The sequence below is a fragment of the Streptomyces sp. NA02950 genome (genome assembly GCF_013364155.1).
In the GTDB taxonomy this organism is placed as follows: domain Bacteria; phylum Actinomycetota; class Actinomycetes; order Streptomycetales; family Streptomycetaceae; genus Streptomyces.
Window position 1 is genome coordinate 2,161,367 of the sequence record NZ_CP054916.1, and the last position, 16,604, is coordinate 2,177,970.

The window sequence follows — 16,604 nt, forward strand, 5'->3', positions numbered from 1 at the left end:
CGTGTGCACCGCGAAGGGCGCCCGAGGCATGACGGCCGACCGGCTGATCGACCGGCTCGATGTCACGGCGTACACCGTGCCGACCGAGGCCCCCGAGGCGGACGCCGGACTCGCCTGGCACGAGACCACCGTGGTGGTGGTGGAGGCCCGTAGCGGGCGGACCACCGGCCTCGGCTGGACCTACGCGCCCGCCGACGCCGGGTCACTGGTGGGCGATCTGCTGCGGACCGCCGTCCTCGGCCGCTCCCCGCTGGACATCGCGGGGGCGTACCAGGCCATGGGCCACGCCGCGCACACCGCGGGCCGCCCCGGGCTGGTCGCCCGCGCCGTCTCCGCGGTGGACATCGCGCTGTGGGACCTCAAGGCGCGGCTGCTGGGGCTGCCGCTGGTCCGGCTGATCGGCGCGGTGCGCGAGACGGTGCCCGTCTACGCCTCCGGTGGCTTCCTCACGTACCACGACACCCATCTGGCCGGCCAACTCAGCGGCTGGGTGCACGGCCAGGGCATCGAGCGCGTCAAGATCAAGGTCGGTGAGGCGCGCGGGCGGGACGTGGAACGCGATCTGACCCGGGTCGGGCACGCCAGGGACGCCATCGGCCCGCATGCCGAGCTGTACGTGGACGCCGGCGGTGCGTACACCCGCAAGCAGGCGGTGCGGGTGGGCCATGCCGCGGCCGAGCGCGGGGTGGGCTGGTTCGAGGAGCCGGTCCCCGCCGAGGACCTGGAGGGGCTGCGGATCGTCCGCGACCTGGTGGTCTGCGATGTGGCGGCGGGCGCCCAGGGCTCGGTACTGCCGGACTTCGCCCGGCTGACCCCGGTGGTGGACTGCCTCCAGGCCAACGCCACCCGCTGCGGCGGGCTCACCGTCTGGCTGCGCGCCGCGGCCCTCGCCGAGGCCGTGGGCCTGGAGATCTCCGGCCAGGGCGCACCCCACGCCCATGCCCACGTGGCCGCGTGCGTGCCCAATCTGCGCCACCTAGAATGGTTCCACGATCATGCGCGTATCGAGTCCACGCTGTTCGCGGGCGCCCTGGACCCGAGCGGCGGGTCGGTGCGGCCGGGCGCGAGCGGCGAACCGGGACACGGGCTGAGCTTCCGGCACCGGATCGCCGCGCCGTATCGCGTTTTGTGACCACGCCGCCGCCCGGGCCGGTGATCACACCCTCGCACGCATCCGGTCTTACCGGTTTCGCCCCCTGCTCCGCTGGCTACCCGCTCGGCCGGACGCATGGATTCCGAGCGAAGGACGTGACACCCATGAAGGTCGCCTTTCTCGTCGCCCCGGAGGGCACCGAGCAGGTCGAACTCACCGATCCCTGGCAGGCGGTACGCGACGCCGGCGGTACGCCCCGGCTGGTCTCCACCAAGCCCGGCCGGGTGCAGGCGTTCCACCACCTCGACAAGGCGGACACCTTCGAGGTCGACCAGGTGGTGAAGGACGCGACGGCCGAGGAGTACGACGGGCTCGTCCTGCCCGGCGGGGTGGCCAACCCCGATCTGCTGCGGCTGGACGACAAGGCCGTGGCCTTCATCAAGGGCTTCTTCGACGCGGGCAAACCGGTGGCAGCCATCTGTCACGCCCCCTGGACGCTGGTGGAGGCGGACGTGGTGCGCGGCCGTACCCTCACCTCCTGGCCGAGCCTGCGCACCGATATCACCAACGCGGGCGGGACCTGGGTGAACGAGCAGGTCAGCATCTGCGCCGATGGCCCCAACACACTGATCACCAGCCGTAAGCCGGACGACCTCAAGGCGTTCGACGAGGCGTTCCTGGAGGAGTTCGCGAAGAAGGGAGCCTCACCATGACGGACGACCGGAAGGAACGGCAGCGTGAGGCGTACCGGGCCGCCGACCCCGCCGAGGGTCCGCTGACCACCGACCAGGGCGTGGCGGTCGACCACACCGATGACTCGCTGTCGGCGGGTGAACGCGGCCCGACGCTGATGGAGGACTTCCACTTCCGCGAAAAAATGATGCACTTCGACCACGAGCGGATCCCGGAGCGGGTGGTGCACGCCCGGGGCGCGGGAGCGTACGGCTACTTCGAACCGTACGAGTCCTGCGCGGAGTTCACCCGGGCCGCCTTCCTCCAGGACCCGTCCGTGCGCACCCCGGTCTTCGTACGGTTCTCCACCGTGCAGGGGCCGCGCGGATCGGCGGACACCGTCCGCGACGTCCGGGGCTTCGCGACGAAGTTCTACACCTCGGAGGGCAACTACGATCTCGTCGGCAACAACATGCCGGTCTTCTTCATCCAGGACGGCATCAAGTTCCCCGACTTCGTGCACGCGCTCAAACCCGAACCGCAGAACGAGATGCCCACCGGCGCGTCCGCCCATGACACGCTGTGGGACTTCGTCTCGCTCCAGCCCGAGACCATGCACATGATGATGTGGCTGATGTCGGACCGGGCGATCCCGCGCAGCTACCGCATGATGCAGGGGTTTGGGGTGCACACGTTCCGCTTCGTGGACGCGCGCGGCAAGGGCACCTTCGTCAAGTTCCACTGGAAGCCCAAGCTGGGTGTGCACTCGCTGGTGTGGGACGAGGCCCAGGAGTGCCAGGGCCGGGACCCGGACTTCAACCGGCGCGATCTGTGGCTGGCGATCGAGGCGGGCGAGTACCCGGAGTACGAGCTGGGCGTCCAACTGGTGCCGGAGGAGGACGAGTTCAGCTTCGACTTCGATCTGCTCGACGCCACGAAGATCATTCCGGAGGAGCAGGTGCCGGTGCGGCCGATCGGCCGGATGGTGCTGGACCGCAATCCGCACAACTTCTTCGCCGAGACCGAGCAGGTCGCCTTCCACACCGCGAACGTGGTGCCCGGGATCGACTTCACCAACGACCCGCTGCTCCAGGCCCGCAACTTCTCCTACCTGGACACCCAGCTGATCCGGCTGGGCGGCCCCAACTTCGCCCAGCTCCCGGTCAACCAGCCGGTCGCCCCGGTCCGTACCAACCAGCGCGACGGCTATCACCAGACCGCGATCCACACCGGCACCAACTACTCCCCCAACTCGCTGGGCGGCGGCTGCCCGGCCATCGCCGGGCCGGACGGCTACGCCTTCTCCCACTACGCGGAGCGGGTCGACGGCGCCAAGATCCGCAAGCGCAGCGCCAGCTTCCAGGACCACTACAGCCAGGCGGCGCTGTTCTGGAACAGCATGAGCGACTGGGAGCGTCGGCATATCGTCGATGCCTTCCGCTTCGAGCTGGGCAAGGTCGGGACGGTGGAGATCCGGGAACGGACGGTCGGCGAGCTGGCGCATATCGACTACAGCCTGGCCACCTCGGTCGCCGAGGGCATCGGGGTCGCCATGCCGGACCCCGGCGGGAACGACCACAAGCCGGTGGCCTCCCCCGCGCTCAGCCTGGACAATCTGCGCGGGGACCACTCGATCCGCACCCGCATGATCGCGGTGCTGGTCACCGACGGGGTGGACACCACCCAGCTCGGGCAGGCGAAGGAGGCGCTGTCCGCACAGGGCGCCGTGGTGGAGGCCCTGGCCTCGCACGACGGCACGGTGCGGGGCAGTGACGGCAACGGCTGTCCGGTGGACCGTGCGCTGCCGACCGTCGCCTCGGTGCTCTACGACGCGGTGCTGCTGCCCGGCGGCCCGGCCGGGACCCCGGACCTGTCGTCCGACAGCACGGCGATGCGGTTCGTCCGGGACGCCTACCGGCACGGCAAGCCGATCGGCGCGCTGGGCTCGGGCGTGGGGATCCTTGCGGCGCTGGAGCCGGAGGGACTGCATATCGCCTCGGGCCACGGCCATGTGTGCGCGGACCGCGGGGTGGTCACGGACACCACGACGGGTGCGGCGAGCGAGGAGTTCACCCGGGTCTTCGCCGAGGCCGTCGCCGGTCACCGCTACTGGGACCGGCCCCCGGTGCGCTGCTGAGCCACGGCGGCGTCACCCCGAACCACGGCGGCGTCGCCGTGGTTCGGGGAACCGCGCGCTGGGCTTTCCCGCGGGGCGCTCGCGCTCAGGCCTCGCGGCCGAGGAGCGCGAGCAGTTTGGTCTGCGCGTCGGCGCCGGGCGGGGGTTCCACCGGGGCGGCGAACAGACCGCTCTCCTCCAGGTCGACGGCGTACGGTGCGACCTCGCGCACCGAGAAGTCGACCAGCGGCTTCGGGATCCGCTCGTCCGCGCCGATGGCCCGGGACAGATCCCAGGCGTGCACGGCCGCGTCCGCCGTCATCTGGGCGCAGTAGTGCGCGGCCGGGGTCTCGCCGAAGGAGAGGTCCACCGTCCGGTCGAGGGCACCGGGCTCACGGAAGGCCTCGCGGGCCTCGGCCGCCACCGCGTCCCAGGTGGCGACGGGGTCGTCGCCCAGCAGATCGCCCTCCAGGGCGTCGCCCTGATCGGCCAGGTTCGACCCCTCCCGTACCAGCGGCGGCACCCACATCTGCTCCACCGCCAGGTGGTTCACCAGGTCACGTACGGTCCACTCGGTGCAGGGCGTCGGGGCGTCCCACTGATCGGGGGCGATCGTGTGCACCCGCTCGGTGAAGAGCTCCAGCGCCTCGGCGTACCGGGCCAGCAGCGGTTGATCAGCCATGGTGCTCCCTCATCGTGCCGTCCCCGGCGGCCGTCAGCCCCGGTGGGGCGGGCCCGGTGGTTCGGCGGGCGGCTCGGGCGGCGTCGGAGGGGCCGGCGGTGCCGACGGGGCGGTGGGAGGGGGCGGCGCGGCGGGATCCTTCGGGGTCTGCGGGGACCCGGCGGGCCGGTGCGCATGCGGCGGCCGCCCTGCGGAGTTCTTGAGCACCGCGGCCAGCACCATCAGCAGCGCGCCGACGATCAGCGCCGCCGCCCACCCCGGCATCGCGAGGGCGAACAGCAGAACCAGAAACGCGCTGAAAACACCCCCTGCGTAGAACGCGATCGCCGCCGCCCCGCACCACAGGCGGGCGGTACGGCTCCGGGACTGCTCGCGCAGTTCGTCCCGCAGCTCGTCGCGTACGACGCGCAGCTCCTTGCGGACTTCTTCGCGGACGATCCGGGCGACCGGCTCGGACAGCTCACCGGCCGGCGGCACTCCCCCGGGGTCGCCCGCTCTCGGATAGGCCGATTTGTCAGTCATGCGCGCCGGGTACCCCTGGGCCGGGACCGCTAACACCGGGCCGGGCGCCCGCCGCGCGCACAGGGCCGCGGCACCGGACGCGGGCCCCTGATTTCCCGCGTCCGGCGCCGCTCCTCACTCCCTGCGGGCCGCTCGGCCGATCTCCGGGTCCCCCGCCCGGCAGCGGCCAAACCTGCCGCGAACAGGGATCACATCCGATCGGGAGAACCTCGTGTCGATGGCGCCGGGGCGGGTACGCAAGGGGCACGGCGGGACGAACGAAAGCGGTCGTACCGCTTGAACGGGGGCATAAACGGAGTGATCGGACCTCAGGGCCATCGACCAGCCCGAGGTGAAACGGACCCGCCAGGAAGGGGACCGACATGCAGCGAGGCAGCAACCGGGTGAGCGTCCGCAGGGACGACGAAATGAAGCACGAGCTCCAGGGCCTGATCCGCTCCGGGCACCCCACGCGGGTGGAGGAATGGCACGACCCGGAGCCCGCCGCCGACGACGACCCGGCGGTCATGACCGGACCGGTACCCTCCCCCGGGACCGGCGGCGAGGCGGAGGCCGTGCGGTTCGAGTTCGCCCGGCGTCTGGGACGTACGACGTTCCCCGCGGAGCGCGGCACCGTGCTGAACACGCTGCGTGAGCGGCACGCCCCGGACCAGCTGATCGCCCTCGCCGAGGAGCTGCCCTCGGACCGCACGTACCACACGGTCGGGGAGGTGGTCTCGGCACTCGGGCTGCACCCCGGGGCGTAGCGCCGCGGAACGAGCCCGGAGGAACCATCGGACAAGGGGAGGGGCGATCGCCCCTCCCCACGTTCGCGCGTCTTCTCACATACCGCTGTCTCATCACATAGTGAGACGTCACTCTCGCGATACGAGATGCGGTCGTAGAGTGGGGACCGCTTCGGCCGAGGGCCGAAGCGTCAACCTCGAGGGCTCGAAGAGGAGTTCCGTCATGCCACAGGAAACGGCCGTCTACACCCACGGACACCACGAATCGGTGCTGCGCTCCCACACCTGGCGCACGGCGGCCAATTCCGCGGCCTATCTGACCGGGCACCTCGAGCCCCATATGCGGATCCTGGACATCGGCTGCGGCCCCGGCACGATCACCGCGGACCTGGCCGAGCTGGTCCCGCGGGGCGAGGTCACCGCGGTCGACGCCGACAGCGGCGTACTGGAGCGGGCACGGGCGGTGGCGGAGGGACGAGGGCTGTCCCATGTCCGCTTCGCGGTCGCCGATGTCCACGAGCTGGACCACCCGGACGACTCCTTCGACGTGGTCCACGCCCACCAGGTGCTCCAGCACGTCGGCGACCCGGTGCGGGCACTGCGCGAGATGCGCCGGGTGTGCCGTCCGGGCGGGCTGGTGGCGGTGCGGGACAGCGACTACGCCACCATGGCCTGGTATCCGTCCGTACCCGGTATGGACGAGTGGCTGGATCTGTACCAGCGGGTCGCCCGCGCCAACGGCGGTGAGCCGAACGCCGGGCGCCGGCTGCGCTCCTGGGCGCTGACGGCGGGCTTCACCGACATCACCGCGACCGCCTCCGCGTGGTGCTACTCCACCCCCGAGGAGCGGGCCTGGTGGAGCGGGCTGTGGGCGGACCGTACGGTCGCCTCCTCCTACGCCCGGCTGGCGGTGGACGGGGGCCATGCGACCGAGGCCGAACTGCGGGAGATCGCGGACGCGTGGCGGGCCTGGGGAGCGTGCGGGGACGGCTGGTTCGCCGTCCTGCACAGTGAACTCCTCTGCCGCGTCTGACCCGTTCAACTGGGCTCGTCAGGTCAACTCGTGCCGCGTCAGCCGAGGTTCGCCCCGCCAGCCGTGCTGGCACGCTCCCCCAGCTACCGCTGGGAGGTGCCCCCTCTCGCTGCGTCGGCCGAAGGCCGAGCAGGCCCCTACGAGGGCTTTCCGGCCGCCTTGCGATCGCACGCAACACCAGGACGCCTCGCTACCGGGCGAACCTTGGCTGACGCGGCACTAGGCTCGCCCGCATGGACATTCTCGGGACTTCACTGCGGGTGTGCGTCGACGATCTGGACTCGGCGATCCCCGTGTACGAACGACTGACCGGCGCCGAGGCGTTCCGCTTCCAGCGGGGAGGTGTCTCGGTCGCGGCGGTCGGCTGCTTCTTCCTGATGAGCGGCCCGGAGACGGAGCTGTCGATCCTCCGTAAGATCACGGCGACGCTCGCGGTGAAGGACGTGGACGAGGCCGTGGCCGATCTGACCGCCGTGGGCGCGCAGATCGTCGCCGGTCCGCTGCCCGCCCCCGTGGGCCGCACCCTGGTGGCCCGTCACCCCGACGGTTCGGTCTTCGAATACGTCGACCGCAACCCGGCGGAGTGACGGACTGACGGACGACGGGGCGCCGGGCCGTGTGATGGCGGGTCGGCCCGGCGCCGGGGTCTGAGCGGCCTCGCCGAGACTCGGTGCGGTTCGGTGGCGGCCCGAAGGGGCGCGGCGCTGTGGCGATGTGCGGCTCCGCCGCGTGGGCACGACCGGCCACGACGCGGCCGCAGACGATGACGGCCCCCGCGGCACTTCCCGCGGAGCGCTCAGGCCGGGCGCATACGGAACTCGTAGGGCTCCGGGAGGGGGTGTTCCGCCCTCGCCCGGGCCCGCGTCCGCTCCGTCCACGGCTCGCCCGACGGTGCCGTCAGCTCCGTCAGCGCCTCGGCGATCGCGTACCACGTATCGCTCAACACCTCGTCGCCCTCGCGCAGATCACAGACCTCGAACCCCTCGTCGAAGACGGCGCGGGCGGCCGCCGGGTCGCCCTGGGCCAGCAGCACCTGGGCACGCAGCAGCCGGAAGCGGCCGCGTGCGCGGACGGCCGGGCTCAGTGCGTCGAGCACCGCCCGGGCGTCGTCGGCGCGGTCCACGGCGAGCAGCGCGACCACCGCCTCGCGGCCCAGCGCCGCTTCGGCCGCCTCCAGGCTGCCGGAGTCGGCGGGCGCGGGCGGCACGGCGAGTGAGACGGCGGCGGCGCGCGCCCCCGGCGCGTCCGCGGCTGCCGGCGCCGGGACGGGGGCCCCGGCGCCGGCCGGTGCGGTGGCCCGGTCGGTGACGGCGGGTGCGGTGGCCCGGTCGGTGGCGGCGGGTGCGGTGGCCCGGTCGGTGGCGGTCAGCACCAGCCGTACCGCGCGCAGCAGCCGTTCCGCCGCCCGCGACGGATGGCCCGACTCACTGTCGGCGACGGCGAGACAGCGCAGGGCCCACGGGGTCTCCGCACAGCGCAGCGACCGCTCCCAGCTGCGCTCGGCCTGGGCCCGGTCGCCCGTGTGCCACTGGGCGACACCCAGGTGGTATTCGGCGGCGGCCGTGGCCGGTGCGGCCTCCAGCAGATCACGCCAGGCCGGGGCCACCAGGGACGCACCGGGGTCGGTCCGGGAGCGGCCGGGCTCCCAGGCGGGGAGAGCGCCGGTGCGCAACAGCCGTCGCCAGGGCTCCTGTTCCTCCCCGAGGGTGTCCGGCTCGAAGGGGGTGCCCGGCAGCCGGTGGCCGCCGCGCTCGATCTCCAGCGCACCCCATCCGGAACCGGTGGCGAGGCGCTGCTCCGGTTCGGCGTCGGCGTACGGACGCCAGGCGCGGTACGCGGCGTCGACGGCGGCGCGCGGCAGCGCCGCTTCGAGCCGCTCCTCGGTGCTGTGCCGGGCCGCCGCCCAGTCCTCGCCGTGCACCGCGGCCGGGTCGGCGGACAGCGGTCCGTACGCCTCCAGCCAGGCGAACTCCTCCCCCGCGTCCAGCGGGATGTGCTCCAGCTGGGTCCGGGCGAGCCCGGCCTGGATCTCGGCGTAGCCGCCGGTGCCGGGTTCGGTCAGCCAGCGCTGCCAGCGGCGGCCGCCGGGACCCGCGCCCCACAGGAACAGCTTGCGGCCGCGCAGCAGATCGGTGGAGGTCTGGACGAGGCCGTGGCCCCGGTCGTCCAGGGCGGCGATCCAGCGGCGTGCGTCCTGGGGCAGTTCGTAGAAGTAGTCGGCGGGATGGGTGCCGCGCAGCGGATAGCTGTGGTCGGTGCCGTTCCACTGCGGGACCGGGACCCGGCTCAGGGTGCGGGTGTAGCCGAAGTGCCAGGCTTCGTCGGCGGGGGCGAGGACGCGGGTGTGCTCGTTCTCGGGGACGGCGGTGTTGGACCACCAGTAGACGGGGGCGGGCTGGTGGTGCGGATTGCGGATCCGTACGCCCACGTACAGGAACGCGGAGTCCGCGGGCAGCCACAGATCGACCTGGAAGGGCAGGTCGCGCAGCCGCTCCCACTCCCACAGCCGCACCATCGCGCCCCCGTCGGCGGCGTCGGGCGCGGGCACCCGGGCGGCGTGCAGGGGTGCGCAGGACAGGGTGGTGTGGCCGGTGGCGCCGATGTTCCACTCGATGCCACCGGAGAACCAGGCGCCGTTGAGCGCGAAGTCCGCGGGCTGGAACACCGGGTTGCGGTAGAGGAGTTCACGGCCGGTGGGCTTGTGGTGAAGGGAGTGCACCCGGCCGCCGAGACCGGGCAGCACGGTGGCGCGGAGGTGGTCGTTCTCGAGGACGAGGGCGTCGAGCGCGGTCGGGACGCGGTCACGGCCGTAGCCGTCGTACAGCCGCACCGGGAGCACCGAGCGCAGCGGGCGGTAGGCGACCTGACGGGCCATATCGGCGGGGAGGGTGGCGCGGACCCGCTCGTCGACGCGATGGGTCTCGTCGAGCGGGCGCAGCGCGGGCAGGGGGTTCCCGGGCCCGAGCGGGGCGGCGGGAAGGGTCAGGGTGGTACGTCGCACGGTCGTGGCCACTGGCTGCCTCGTTCCGACTGCCTCGGGTCACCTCTGCTTGGCGACCGTCCGATGACCATGGAACCGCGTCGCGGGCCCGGTGAACAGAGCGGCCGCGCACCGGGGGTGGCTCATGCGCCCCCGGTGTCGTCCAGCATCTCGCTGGTGATGGCCCAGCGCTCGTGGTCGCGCCAGGCGCCTTCGATGTAGAGGAAGTCGGGCGAGAAGCCCTCCAGCCGGAGCCCGTGGCGCTTCACCAGCCGCAGCGACGCCTCGTTGCCCGGCTGGATGTTGATCTCGATGCGGTGCAGTCCGAGCGGGCCGAAGGCGTGCCGCAGGACCAGTCCGAGCCCTTCGGACATATAGCCCTGTCCGGTGTGGGGCGCGAAGGCCCCGTAGCCGATCGAGCCGCACTGGAAGGCACCGCGCACAATGGTGTTGATGTTGATGAATCCGGCGAGGGCGCCGGTCTCGCGGACACAGACGAGGAAGCCCTCGCGGTCCTCGCGCTCCAGCTGGGAGATGAACCCCTCGTACGCCTGGTCGGTGGTGGGGAGGGTCAGCCAGGGACGGTGGAATCCGGTGCTCGCGCGGGCGCACCGGATGAACTCCGCGCGGTCCTCGCGCCGATGGGGCCGGATGGCCGCGCGGGCTCCCTCGGCGACATACGCGTGATCAGGCATGGGGACATGATGGTACGGGGCGGTGGCCCGCGCCAGCGGTCCGCGCCCGCCGCCGCGGGCCCGGCCCCGCCCGCCGCCGCGGGCCAAGCGGCGCCGGGCCCGCGGATGGGACCCACCGCTCCCGGGCCGGGCCGCGGAGGGCCGCGGTCGCCGAGGTGGGTCGGGGTCAGGCCGCCCGGGCGGGGTCCAGCAGGGCCAGGGCCGCCGCGTAGGCGGAGCCGGAGGGGACCGCGTCGGCCAGCGGGACGTCGAGCAGCGCCCAGGGACCCACCGGCACCGGCTCGGGACCGGTGCCGACATAGCTGACCGACGGGTCCTGGGACAGCCCGGTGCCGATGCCCTTCAGGTACGCCTCCTTGCGCGTCCAGCAGCGGGCGAAGGCGGCGGGCCGGTCGTCCGGGGGGAGCGCGTCCAGTTCGGCGCGCTCCGAGGGATGCAGACTCCCGGCGACCGTGTCGACCACCGAGGTGGGCTGGAGCTTCTCCACATCCGCCCCGACCGGGGAGCCCGCGAAGGCGAACAGCACCAGATCACCGGCGTGGGACATATTGAAGTGCAGCGGATGGCCGGGCACCGCGGGGCGGCCGTGCGGACCGCCGCAGCCGGGACACGCCTCACGGGTGAACGGCACGGCGGCGGGTTCCAGATCGAGATAGCCGCCGAGCAGCTGCCGCAGCCCCATATGGGCGGCGGTGTACCGCCGGCGGTCCTCCTCGCGCAGGAACTTCCCGGCCCGCTCCCGCTCCTCGGCGTCCAGGATCTTGTCGGGCGCGTCCGTGTCCGGGGCGGAGGTGTACGCGGAGACGCTGAGCAGCCAGGTCTCGGGGCCGCCGTGCGGCCAGGTGCCGGACAGGGCGGCGGGCAGCGGCTCACCGCCGACGACGCGCGGGGACCGTGGGGGTGTCAACTCGCTCCTCCAGAAGGGGTGATGGCGATGTGCCCGGTGTCACGGCTGATCACGCTACCGGGGTCGCGGGGCCCGGGGCAGCGGAGCTCCGGACAAACTTCGGCGACACGCGGCTGAAGCCGAGGGGGTCCGGACCGGGCGCCGGACCGGGAGGTGCGCCGGGCGACGTCATGTCTTCAGGTCCAGGGTGGGGACATCGGTACGGACGATCCCGAAGGTCTGGGCGTAGAGGGAGAGTTCGGCCTCCAGGGCGCGGATCATGGTGTCGGAGCGCCGGAAGCCATGGCCCTCGCCCTCGAAGGTGAGATAGGCGTGCGGAATGCCGCGCCCGGCGATGATCTCGAGGAAGCGCTCGCACTGCTCGGGCGGGCAGATGGTGTCCTCCAGCCCCTGGAGCAGCAGGAAGGGCGCGCGGATCCGGTCGGCACGGTGCACCGGGGAACGCTCGCGATAGCGCTCGGGGACCTCGGCCGGAGGTCCGACCAGCGACTCCGTATAGCGGGACTCGAAGTCATGGGTGCCGCCGGTGGCCCAGGCGGTGAGGTCGAGGATGGGGTAGACGACGGTGCCGCAGGCGTAGAGCCCGGTGGCGGTGAGGGAGACCGCCGCGGTCCAGCCCCCCGCGCTGCCGCCGCGGATCGCCAGCCGGGAGCGGTCGGCGGTGCCCTCGTCGGCGAGGGCCCGGGCGACGGCGGCGCAGTCCTCGACATCGACCACACCCCACTGGCCGCGCAGCCGGTTGCGGTAGGCCCGGCCGTGGCCGGTGGAACCGCCGTAGTTGACCTCGGCGACCCCGATACCGCGCGAGGTGAAGTAGGCGATCTCCAGGTCGAGGACGAGCGGGGCGCGGGAGGTGGGGCCGCCGTGCGCCCACACCACATAGGGCGGCAACTCGCCCTCGGGCGCGGTGTGGTCGGGGTTGTGCGGTGGATGGATCTGGGCGTGGATCTCCCGGCCGTCCGGTCCGGTGAAGGTGCGGATCCGCGGCTCGGGGTAGTAGGCGGGGTCGACGGGGTCGGTGTGCGGGCTGCCGATGACCCGGGCGTGGCCGGTGCGGACATCCAGCTCGATCACCTCATGGCCGCTGCGGGGGCTCGCGGCGACACCCCGCACCCGGGTGCCGTCCACGGCGAGCGTCGGCTCCCATTCGGTCCACGGCCCGGGGACGTCCGCCAGCTCACCGGTGCGGGGGTCGAGGATGCCGAGCACGGCGGCGCCCCGGCCGTGCAGGACGGCGATCAGCCCGCCGGGCAGCGGGGCGAACCAGCGGTGGCCCAGCTTCCACAGCGGCCCCGCGAATTCCTCCTGCCGGTCGCAGAGGGTGGTGCTCGCAACGGCGCCGCCGGCCGCCCCGTCGGGGTCGACGCGCTGGAGCTGCCACCAGCCGCTGCGGTCGGAGACGAACAACAGCGAGCCGTCGGGCGCCCATTCGGCCTGGGCCACCGATTCATCGGTCGCCCCGACCACGGGGCGCACCGCGGTGAACGTCCCCTCCGCCGTGATCTCGGCGAGCATCACCACCGTGCCGTCCCACGGCATCCGCGGATGGTCCCAGGCGATCCAGACGGCCCGGTGGCCGTCGGGCGAGAGCCGTGGACCGGTGACGAAGTCATGCCGGGCGTCGGTCAGCTCCCGCACCGCCGCGCGGTCCCCGGCGGCCGAGCCGTCCAGCGGTACGGCGGCGAGCACCCGCCGGACGTCACCGGGGCCTTCGCCGGTGGACTCCTCCAGCACCCCCCACACTTCGCCGCGTTCGGGGTGGATCTGGAGGTCCGCCCAGCGCAGCCCGCCGCCCACCGTTGACACCGGGGTCAGCGGGTGCGGTGGCGCGTCCTCCGGGGCATCGGGCTCGAAGGCGTACAGCCGCTGGTCGGGGTAGTGGACGAAGACCACCAGCGGGCCCCGGGCGGGGCGGGGCACCGCGGCCCATGGGGTGCCGCCGTATCCCATGACCCGGCTGCGCACATTCCACGGCACGGGCAGGGCGGACAGCTCCGCGCCGTCGGTCCGCAGCCGCACCAGGGTGCGGCGGCCGCCCTCCTCGGGGCGCGGCGCGGTCCACCACACCTCCTCACCGACGCTGCCCAGGTATTCCGGATGGCCGTCGTGGGAGGCGGCGAGCGCGGCGTCCACCGGGGAGTGCCAGGTGCCGTAGGGGGCCATGACGGCCGTCAACTGCTGTCGCATCGCTCATGCCCTCTGGAGGAAGTGGTCGAGCACCCGGACGCCGAAGTGCAGGGCATCGACCGGCACCCGCTCGTCCACACCGTGATAGAGCGCCTGGTAGTCGAAGCCCTCGGGGAGCCGCAGCGGTGAGAAGCCGTAGCCGAGGACGCCGAGGCGGGAGAACTGCTTGGCGTCCGTGCCGCCCGACATGCAGAACGGCACCACATGGCCGCCCGGGTCGAAGCGCTCCACGGCGGCGCGCATCGCCTGGTACGTCGGGGCGTCCGGCCCGACCGGCGCCTGGAGCGGGACCTCGCGGTGGTGGAACTCCCAGTCCACGTCCGGCCCGGTGAGCCGGTCGAGGGTGGTGCGGAACTCCTCCTCCGCACCGGGCAGCATCCGGCCGTCCACATAGGCGGTGGCGCTCCCCGGAATCACATTGATCTTGTAACCGGCCTCCAGGACCGTGGGGTTGGCGCTGTTGCGCACGGTCGGCTCGACCAGGGCGGCGGCGGGGCCCAGCGCGGCCAGCAGCGCGTCGATGTCGAGGTCCGGCGCGTCCAGATCGGCCGGAACGCCCCGCAGCGCGGCCAGTTCGGCCAGCGCGGCCTTCACCGTGGGCGTCAGCCGCACCGGCCACTGGTGCTCACCGATCCGGGCCACGGCCGCGGCCAGTCTGCTGACCGCGTTGGCCCGGTTGACCTTCGAGCCGTGTCCGGCCCGGCCGCGCGCGGTGAGTTTGAGCCAGGCCGTGCCGCGCTCCCCCGCCGCGATGGGGTAGAGCCGCATCCCGGATCCGGCGTGGAAGGTGAAGGCGCCCGATTCGCTGATGCCTTCGGTGCAGCCCTCGAACAACTCGGCGTGCTGATCGGCGAGGAAGCCGGAGCCCGCCTCGGCGCTGTCCTCCTCGTCGGCGGTGAAGGCCAGCACGATGTCCCGGCGCGGCCGGACCCCGGACCGGGCCCAGGCGCGCACGGCCGCGAGCACCATCGCGTCCATGTTCTTCATGTCGATGGCGCCGCGACCCCACACCACCCCGTCACGGACCTCGCCGGAGAAGGGGTGCACGGTCCAGTCGGCGGGCTCGGCGGGCACCACGTCCAGATGGCCGTGGACCAGCAGCGCGGGCGCGGAGGCGTCGGTCCCCTCGATGCGGGCGACCACATTGGTGCGCCCCGGTGAGCGCTCCAGCAAGGTGGGGTCGATGTCCACATCGCTGAGCATCTCCGCCACATACTCGGCGGCCGGGCGCTCGGAGCAGTCGCCGCCGCCGCGGTTGGTGGTGTCGATGGCGATCAGCTCGGAAGTGAACCGCACCACCTCGTCGAGCGCCTGTGCGTCGATCGCTTCGGAACGCTCCGTGTCAGCCATACTGCTCCTCCACCGCGGCCGAGACGACCGTCGTGACCGCCTTGAAGCACCGGATGCCCTCGTACATCGTGGGTGAGGTGTAGGCGACGCGCCGCTCACCGCTGGGCTCCACCCCCGGCACCACGCTTGCCGCGCCCGCCAGATGGGCGGCGTCGAACTCCAGCTCCACCGTGAACGGCCCGCCCCGCGCGGGCTCGTGGCGCACCGCCAGCGCCGCCGCCTCCCGCGCCGCCTCCCGGATGTCCGCGGCGGTCCGGGCGGGGGTGCGGCACACCGCCGCATAGCGCGACACATAGTCCTTGACGGCGGCCGAACGGGCCGCGGGCGCATAGCCCTTGGCGTCCTCGCAGGTGCGGTCGTCACCGGTCACCAGCACCACCGGCACCCCGTACTCGGCGACGACCAGGGCATTGAGCCGTCCTTCGCTCGCGGGCACACCGTCCACCCACACACCGGTGATGGAGTTGGCCAGATAGGTGTGGGCGAGAACGCCCTCGGTGCCCGCGCCGGTGTGATAACCGACGAACGCGATCCCGTCCACATCGCCGTGCTGCACGCCCTCGACCATGCTCAGGCTCTTGTGCCGCCCGGTGAGCATCTGGGCCCGCTCGTCCAGCTCCTCCAGCAGCAGATTGCGCATGGTCCAGTGCGCCTCGTTGATGAGGACCTCGTCCGCGCCCCCGTCGAGGAACCCGGCGACCGCCGCGCTCACGTCGGACGTGAACAGGCGGCGGCAGCGCTCCCACTGCGGGGTGCCGGGCAGCACATCAGCGGGCCAGGTCACGCCGGTGGCGCCCTCCATGTCGGCGCTGATAAGGATCTTCATGCCTCGTCACGTTACGCGCCGGGACGGACACGAACCAGCCCTGTGGAAAACTGGTCTGGCCCAGTCAGGCCGTGTCCCGTCAGGCCGTGTTCCGCCCCACCACGAACCAGCGGGCCGGAAGCTCCACCCGGGAGCCGTCGGCCCACTGCTCCGTCTGGGCCAGCGCCGTCGGCCCCTCCGCCAGGATCTCCAGTCCCACCGCCGCCAGCAGCTCCGGTATCTCGGTGTCCGCCGCGTCCGCGGGCCTGAGGCCGTGGTCGAAAACGCGCCGCAGCTTGGCGGGCGGACCGCCGGGGCCCCCGGCCAGCCGCCCCAGCGTGGCCTTGGACTCCTGCGTCAGCTCCGCCACGAAGGCCCGGCCGCGCTTCCCCACCAGGGTGGCCACCGCCTCCGCGACCGGGCGCCGGTCCTCGGCGTCGCTCTGGTGGATAACGGCCCGCAGGTAGACATTGGCGTCCCCGAGCTCGTCGTGAAGCTCCCGTACGCCCTCTCGGTCCGTCAGGCTCAGCTGCCGGAACTCCGCGACGCCCGCGGTGTCCGCGCGCCGTGCGTGCTCCACCGCCGCCCACGAGAGGTCGACGCCCATCGCCCGCGGGAAGCGGGAGGCCAGATAGCGGGTCTGGGTGCCGTTGCCGCAGCCGAGGTCGACGATGGGCAACGCGGCGTCGGCGTACGGCGCCAGCAGCTCCACGTGCGGGGCCGCGCTCAGTGACGGGTCCACGTCCCAGATGGCCTCCCCCGGGGCGTCCGAGGTCTCGTTCCAGTAGCTCTCCCACGCTTGCCTGTAACGCTCCGACACGCTCATCGCCGCTCCCC

15 protein-coding genes are annotated in these 16,604 nt (G+C 73.0%); 6 read left to right on the forward strand and 9 right to left on the reverse strand.

The features are described 5' to 3' along the window. The first annotated feature begins 28 nt into the window (after window positions 1-28). From HUT19_RS09045 to HUT19_RS09055, 3 genes are all read left to right on the forward strand, one after another. Window positions 29-1,132, forward strand: a complete 1,104-nt coding sequence (locus HUT19_RS09045) for an enolase C-terminal domain-like protein (RefSeq protein WP_176179959.1) — start codon at window positions 29-31, stop codon at window positions 1,130-1,132. A gap of 125 nt (window positions 1,133-1,257) precedes the next feature. Next, entirely contained in the window at window positions 1,258-1,806 is a 549-nt protein-coding gene (locus HUT19_RS09050; RefSeq protein WP_176179960.1) for a type 1 glutamine amidotransferase domain-containing protein, read from the forward strand. Further along, window positions 1,803-3,902, forward strand: coding sequence for a catalase (locus HUT19_RS09055; protein ID WP_176179961.1), 2,100 nt, complete (start codon window positions 1,803-1,805; stop codon window positions 3,900-3,902). The genes HUT19_RS09050 and HUT19_RS09055 overlap by 4 nt, the downstream gene beginning before the upstream one ends. Window positions 3,903-3,987: 85 nt before the next feature. Here the strand turns inward: HUT19_RS09055 and HUT19_RS09060 are convergent, their stop codons facing one another. Further along, entirely contained in the window at window positions 3,988-4,563 is a 576-nt protein-coding gene (locus tag HUT19_RS09060) for a TIGR03086 family metal-binding protein (protein WP_176179962.1), read from the reverse strand. A 33-nt stretch (window positions 4,564-4,596) separates the two neighbouring features. After that, window positions 4,597-5,085 carry a phage holin family protein gene (locus HUT19_RS09065; protein WP_176179963.1) on the reverse strand — a complete coding sequence of 163 codons (489 nt, stop codon included), beginning with the start codon at window positions 5,083-5,085 and terminating at the stop codon, window positions 4,597-4,599. 362 nt (window positions 5,086-5,447) lie between these two features. On the opposite strand from HUT19_RS09065, the gene HUT19_RS09070 reads away from it, so the two are divergent. From HUT19_RS09070 to HUT19_RS09080, 3 genes are all read left to right on the forward strand, one after another. Further along, window positions 5,448-5,831: a DUF2795 domain-containing protein gene (locus tag HUT19_RS09070; protein WP_176179964.1), complete on the forward strand. Its 384-nt coding sequence runs from the start codon at window positions 5,448-5,450 to the stop codon at window positions 5,829-5,831. A 202-nt stretch (window positions 5,832-6,033) separates the two neighbouring features. Continuing rightward, window positions 6,034-6,843 carry a class I SAM-dependent methyltransferase gene (locus HUT19_RS09075; RefSeq protein WP_176179965.1) on the forward strand — a complete coding sequence of 270 codons (810 nt, stop codon included), beginning with the start codon at window positions 6,034-6,036 and terminating at the stop codon, window positions 6,841-6,843. 233 nt (window positions 6,844-7,076) lie between these two features. Continuing rightward, the gene (locus tag HUT19_RS09080; RefSeq protein ID WP_176179966.1) at window positions 7,077-7,430 is read left to right on the forward strand and encodes a VOC family protein; all 354 of its coding nucleotides are present in this window, start codon (window positions 7,077-7,079) and stop codon (window positions 7,428-7,430) included. Window positions 7,431-7,639: 209 nt separating this feature from the next. Here HUT19_RS09080 and HUT19_RS09085 read toward each other — a convergent pair whose 3' ends face one another. The 7 genes from HUT19_RS09085 to HUT19_RS09115 form a co-directional block, all read right to left on the reverse strand. Next, on the reverse strand, window positions 7,640-9,856 hold the full coding sequence (locus HUT19_RS09085; protein ID WP_176179967.1) for a DUF5107 domain-containing protein: 2,217 nt from the start codon (window positions 9,854-9,856) through the stop codon (window positions 7,640-7,642). 110 nt (window positions 9,857-9,966) lie between these two features. Further along, window positions 9,967-10,518: a GNAT family N-acetyltransferase gene (locus HUT19_RS09090; RefSeq protein ID WP_176179968.1), complete on the reverse strand. Its 552-nt coding sequence runs from the start codon at window positions 10,516-10,518 to the stop codon at window positions 9,967-9,969. A 166-nt stretch (window positions 10,519-10,684) separates the two neighbouring features. Beyond that, entirely contained in the window at window positions 10,685-11,425 is a 741-nt protein-coding gene (locus HUT19_RS09095; RefSeq protein WP_176179969.1) for a 4'-phosphopantetheinyl transferase superfamily protein, read from the reverse strand. A 168-nt stretch (window positions 11,426-11,593) separates the two neighbouring features. Next, window positions 11,594-13,612 (reverse strand): prolyl oligopeptidase family serine peptidase, encoded by a 2,019-nt coding sequence (locus HUT19_RS09100; protein ID WP_254885497.1) that lies wholly within the window; start codon window positions 13,610-13,612, stop codon window positions 11,594-11,596. Window positions 13,613-13,615: 3 nt separating this feature from the next. Further along, entirely contained in the window at window positions 13,616-14,962 is a 1,347-nt protein-coding gene (locus HUT19_RS09105) for a M20/M25/M40 family metallo-hydrolase (protein WP_176179970.1), read from the reverse strand. Then, complete coding sequence (locus HUT19_RS09110; RefSeq protein WP_176179971.1) at window positions 14,955-15,788, reverse strand: M55 family metallopeptidase; 834 nt, start codon at window positions 15,786-15,788, stop codon at window positions 14,955-14,957. The genes HUT19_RS09105 and HUT19_RS09110 overlap by 8 nt, the downstream gene beginning before the upstream one ends. Before the next feature lie 79 nt (window positions 15,789-15,867). Beyond that, window positions 15,868-16,593, reverse strand: a complete 726-nt coding sequence (locus HUT19_RS09115) for a class I SAM-dependent methyltransferase (RefSeq protein ID WP_176179972.1) — start codon at window positions 16,591-16,593, stop codon at window positions 15,868-15,870. Window positions 16,594-16,604: the final 11 nt, after the last annotated feature.